Source organism: Verrucomicrobiales bacterium, from assembly GCA_016793885.1.
Lineage (GTDB): Bacteria > Verrucomicrobiota > Verrucomicrobiia > Limisphaerales > UBA11320 > UBA11320.
This window is the reverse complement of record JAEUHE010000263.1, coordinates 1-4,926: the sequence shown is the minus strand read 5'-3', so window position 1 is coordinate 4,926 and position 4,926 is coordinate 1. Positions and strand designations below refer to the sequence as shown.

Annotated in this window: 3 protein-coding genes; all 3 read right to left on the bottom strand. The window is 60.3% G+C overall.

The features are described 5' to 3' along the window. A partial coding sequence (locus JNN07_28635) for a hypothetical protein (GenBank protein ID MBL9171731.1) occupies nt 1–4,386 on the bottom strand: 4,386 nt, incomplete at its 3' end. After that, nucleotides 4,335–4,589: a hypothetical protein gene (locus tag JNN07_28630; GenBank protein ID MBL9171730.1), complete on the bottom strand. Its 255-nt coding sequence runs from the start codon at nt 4,587–4,589 to the stop codon at nt 4,335–4,337. The genes JNN07_28635 and JNN07_28630, both read right to left, overlap by 52 nt. Nucleotides 4,590–4,692: 103 nt before the next feature. Beyond that, nucleotides 4,693–4,905 carry a hypothetical protein gene (locus tag JNN07_28625; GenBank protein MBL9171729.1) on the bottom strand — a complete coding sequence of 71 codons (213 nt, stop codon included), beginning with the start codon at nt 4,903–4,905 and terminating at the stop codon, nt 4,693–4,695. Nucleotides 4,906–4,926 lie beyond the last annotated feature (21 nt).

The window sequence follows — 4,926 nt, the reverse complement described above, 5'->3', positions numbered from 1 at the left end:
CGTAATGACTTGTCCATCGAGTTCGATACGGAAATGGTCGCCGGAAGTATCCTCACGAACCGCGATGTCCAGACGGAGATTTGTCAGACGCTCGGAGCAAGTCCCGGCTTCGTCGCGCAAGTGGCGCAGATTGCTGCGAATGCGGTATTGTTCCTCGGCGTGCGCGGAGCGGAGGCGCGTGAGGCGCATCAACTCAGCATCGACCTGCGCCTTCTCGATGACGAGCGGGTTGCCAGACGCGATGGCCTTCACCTCGGCATAAGTGAGGGCTGAGCTGTCGAGGTCTTCGACGCGGCGGATGGTCATGTCGCCCGTCATCACCTGGGCGATGAACTTCGCCTTCGTCTCCAAGGTCTGCCACATGTAGGCGTCGAAGGAGCCCTCGGTCACGTAACGAAACACGCTCACCACCGGATTCTTGTTTCCCTGCCGGAGAATGCGTCCCTCGCGCTGCTCAACGTCCGCCGGGCGCCACGGCGCGTCGAGATGATGCAACGCAATCAATCTCTCCTGCACGTTGGTTCCCGAACCCATCTTCTGCGTGCTGCCGAACAGAACGCGAATCTTCCCTGAGCGAACGTCTTTGAACAGCGCGAGCTTGGAGGCATCGCTGTCGAAATCCTGGATGAAGGCGATCTCGCGTTCAGGAACTCCGCGAGCCTGGAGCTTGTCCGCCATATCGCGATAAATGGAGAAGCCGTGGTCTTTGGGCGTCGAGAGATCGCAGAAGACGAGTTGCGAACAACGCTTCTCTGCCGTCTCCGTCCAGATACGAAGCACATTCTCCACCGCCAGATTCACCTTGCCGTTGGGTTCATCGAGCGAACCAGGGCGCACGAGCCTCATGTCGAGCGCGGCTTTCCTGCCCTCTGATGTCACCCTGAGCATGTTGTCCACGCGCGGGTCCACGCGTCCCGTTCGGAGCCGCTCCGCTCGCGCGGCGAGAGATTGCACAAACTCCTTCAACTCCGGCGTGGTCGGCGCATTGCGAATGGTGGGTTTCTCGTTTTCCAGCTTCGGGCGCGGCAGATTCAACATCGCCGCCGTCTGCACGTCCGCAGCCTGCCGGAACATCTGCATCAGTTCCGGCACGTTGATGAAGCGCGCGAACCGTGTGTTCAAACGGTAACCCGCGCCGTCAGGCGAAAGCTCCATCGCCGTGACCGGCTCGCCGAATGTCGCCGCCCACGAATCGAAATGATGCAGGTTGTGCTTCTTGAGTTCGTCCGGCTGGAGGTACCGCTGCATGGTGAACATCTCGGCCATGCTGTTCGCGATGGGCGTGCCGGTCGCGAAGACCACTCCGCCGCCGCCATTCAAAGATTGGACATGGCGCACCTTGAGAAACATGTCGAAGGCGCGCTCGCTTGCGGTCTGCGGCAGCCCGGCGATGCGCGTCATCTTCGAGACGTAGAACAGGTTCTTGAAATAATGCGCTTCGTCCACGAACAGACGATCCACGCCAAGCTCTTCAAAAGTAAGCATGTTGTCCTTCTTGTGCTCCGCTGCGAGTCCCTGCAGGCGCGCTTCGAGGCGCTTCTTCGACTTCTCCAGTTCCTTGACCAACCGGCGGTTGCTGGAGTCTACGTGCTGCCTCTTCACCATCTCTAATTCGTGAAGCTGTTCCTCGAAGAACCGCTTCTGCGTGTTGTGCGAGAGCGGGATGCGCTCGAATCCGGAATGTGTGACGATGATGGCGTCCCAATTCCCCGTCGCGATGCGGCTGAACAGCTTTTTGCGATTCGCCGCCTCGAAGTCCTCCTTGCCGGCCACGAGAATGTTCGCGCCCGGATACAGGGTGAGCAGTTCCGTGGAGAACTGACCGAGCATGTGATTGGGCACGGCGAACAACGGCTTGCGCGCCAAACCAAGCCGCTTCAGCTCCATCGCGGCAGAAACCATCGTGAACGTCTTGCCCGCGCCGACGACGTGGGCGAGCAGTGTGTTCGGGGTTTGTAGCACACGCCAGACGCCGGCCTTTTGGTGCGACTGCAACGTGATGGCCTGACTCGCACCGGGCAACGTCAGATGCTCGCCGTTGAAGGTGCGCAGTCGCGTGTGATTGAACGTGTCGTTGTAGAGCCGACAAAGCCGCTCGCGCCGCGAATCGTCCGCCCAAATCCATTCCTTGAACCGTTCCTTGATGCGCTCCTGTTTTTCACGGGCCGCCTCCGTGCCCTGTGCGTTCACCACAGGATTCTTCTTTTCGTCGAGGTCATAGACGGTCGGGGTCTTGAGGTTCAGAGCGTCCTCGATGAGATCGAGACAAGAGCACCGGTCGGTGCCCCAATCCGTCGTGTTCGCCGTCGCAGCCTTCACCTCCCAATCACCCTTCACGTACCAGGTGCCGAGCGCGTGGACGTGCCCGACGTCGACGCCCGTTGAAACGCCGAGCAACTCATGAACGAATCGCTTCACGTCATCTTGCGGGAGCCAAGAAGCGCCGAGCCGCACATCAATCTCCGTCGCGTTCAAATCAGCAGGTTGAACCGATTTCAACGCCTCGACGTTGACCGCGAACGCGGAGTCATTGACGGCGGCGGCATCCGCCACCGCGAGTTTCTCCCGCACGTTACCGGAGAGATATTGATCGTCGGTTTCCCACTGGCTCGTCTGCGGGTTGAGAAATACGAGTCCCTTCAAGTCGTGCAAGAAGTCTTCTGCGGGACGGGCCAATAATCCCGCCATGTGGTCGAGGTCCACGCGACCGCGCTCGTTCAAAGTGACGAGTAGCGCCTCTTTCGCGTTGGCGGCAGTTTCAATCGGCTGCCGGTGCTGGATCGTGCGTTCGCGGAAGATGGATGCTTTCGTCGCGACTTTGGTTTCGTCGTTGTAATGCTCCAGCGACATCAGCAGCGGTAAATCGGGATCACCATCAAACGCCCGCTGATTGGCGCGGGCGTTGATGGGACCAAAGCGCCCGGTGAAACGGTCATAGGCGAGATTGAGCTGCTGACGGGTTTCGATGACGCGCTCCTCGCCGCTGCCGTCAAGCTGGGCGCGCAGGCAATCCCGCACCGCATCACGTACCGGAATGAGGCCGCGAATGCGCGAGCGCGTCTCGGCGGGAAGATCGTTCAACGGACGAAGAACGGTTTCCTCGCGCACGCACACCATGCCGTCATGCAGGCAGTAGGCGTTGGGCTTGATGTAGTACGGGGCCGGGATGATCTGTTCCAACGATGGCTCGGCGACTTGCTGGCCTCGGGCCTGATAGATGTTTTGCGGCAGACGCTCGACGGCCTGGCGCAAGGCTTCGGCGAGATCACGGCCATCGGATTCGAGCGTCGGCTCGTTGTCGCGATACATGCGCCCGGCGAGACGCAGACGGCCCAGCATCATTTCGGGCCGCGCGGCGAAGTATTCATTGATGGTGAAGGCTTCGCCAAGGTCGTTGGTGTAATCAGCCGTGGCTTTCCACGCCGGGCCAGTCGGCGCTTCACCCACCCGCAGCTTGCGGAGCATCACAATGTCCGTCGTGACTTCGGTGCCGGCGTTTTTCTTGAAGGCATCGTTCGGCAGGCGAATTGCGCCGAGCAGTTCCGTGCGTTGCGAGAGCAATTCACGCAGGGTCGAGTCGAGTTTGTCCATCGTCCCGCGCGACGTGATGAACATCACCAGCCCGTCGGGGCGTACGCGGTCAAGCGAAGCGGCAAAGAAGTAGTCGTGGATGAGCAGCTTGTAGTTGTTCCACTTCGGGTCGTGGACCGGGTAATCACCGAAGGGGACGTTCGAGATGGCGAGGTCGTAATATCCATTTGCCAGCAAGGTTTGCTCGAATGGTAGCGGACGAATATCAGAATCGGGATAAAGCGCCCTGGCGATGCGGGCGGTGAGCGGGTCAATCTCGATGCCGGTCACGGAGGAACGCCGCAGCATGTCCTCCGGCATCAGTCCGACGAAGTGGCCGATGCCGCAGGCGGGTTCGAGCACGCGCCCGCCTTGGAAGCCGAACCGCTCCGCAGCTTGATACATCGCGCCGATGATGGTGGGCGCGGTGTAGTGCGCGTTGAGCGTGGTGGCACGGGCGGAACAATGTTCCTCATCGGAGAGAAACTCAGAAAGCTTGGTTTGTTCCTTGTGCCAGTCCGTGTTGTCCGGATCAAACACCTGCGGCAGCGCGCCCCAGCCGACGTATTTGACCATTACCGCCTTTTCCTCATCCGTGGCGGATCGCTGCTCTGCATCCAGTGTCCGCAGCGTGCGGATGGCGGCGAGGTTCTGCTGGAACTTTTGCTTGGGGCCGCCGTCGCCAAACCGGTCGGCTTCAGTGATGCGATAGCTGTGGAGGTTTTTCGGCGGCTCCTCGCGGCGCGGAAACTGGTGGCCGACTGCTAAGTCTCTTTGGGCGGGAGCAGGATGTATTTCTCCCGCACCATCTCCCACGCCTGCCGGTGCGCCTGGTCCGCCGTCAGTCCCTGCCCCATGAACTGCGTTCTCAGCGTGGCCATTTCGTCCTTCGTCTTCTCCTCGGCTTCGAGAAGCATCCGGTGGAGCTGTCCCTTCGCCTCCAGTTCGAGGACCATTGTCGGGCAATGCTCGCGCCAGTGTTTCTCGGCCATCCGGCCGTATTGAGTCAATGGTGTCATAAGTCGGTCTCGCGGTTGAGAACAGGTCAAGCTGCTCGTCCGATTCGTTGGTTCTGCGGCGAACGGCCATAAGAGTTTCGTTGTTGGAATGTCGCGAGGCAAGTCAGGCAAGCACCTTGGAGTCCTCGTCGTGGTGGCGTCGGCGGGTGACAATACGGACGGCAAGCGCGAGCGTACGACCATTGCCATTGAGCTTGGGCCGGGCTGGAAACAGTTCCTGAACCTTCACCGCAAACACCTCGCAGAAGAATTCAATCTGCGTATCCGTCACGGGCGAGCGGCGAGTCTCAATGTTCGCCAGGATGTCTCGCGTCATGTAGCAGCCGAGAAGCTGAAG

Excerpts from the sequence above, each read along its gene's own strand:
- JNN07_28630 (MBL9171730.1), bottom strand. The coding sequence starts at position 4,589 with ATGACACCATTGACTCAATACGGCCGGATGGCCGAGAAACACTGGCGC.
- JNN07_28625 (MBL9171729.1), bottom strand. The coding sequence starts at position 4,905 with ATGACGCGAGACATCCTGGCGAACATTGAGACTCGCCGCTCGCCCGTG.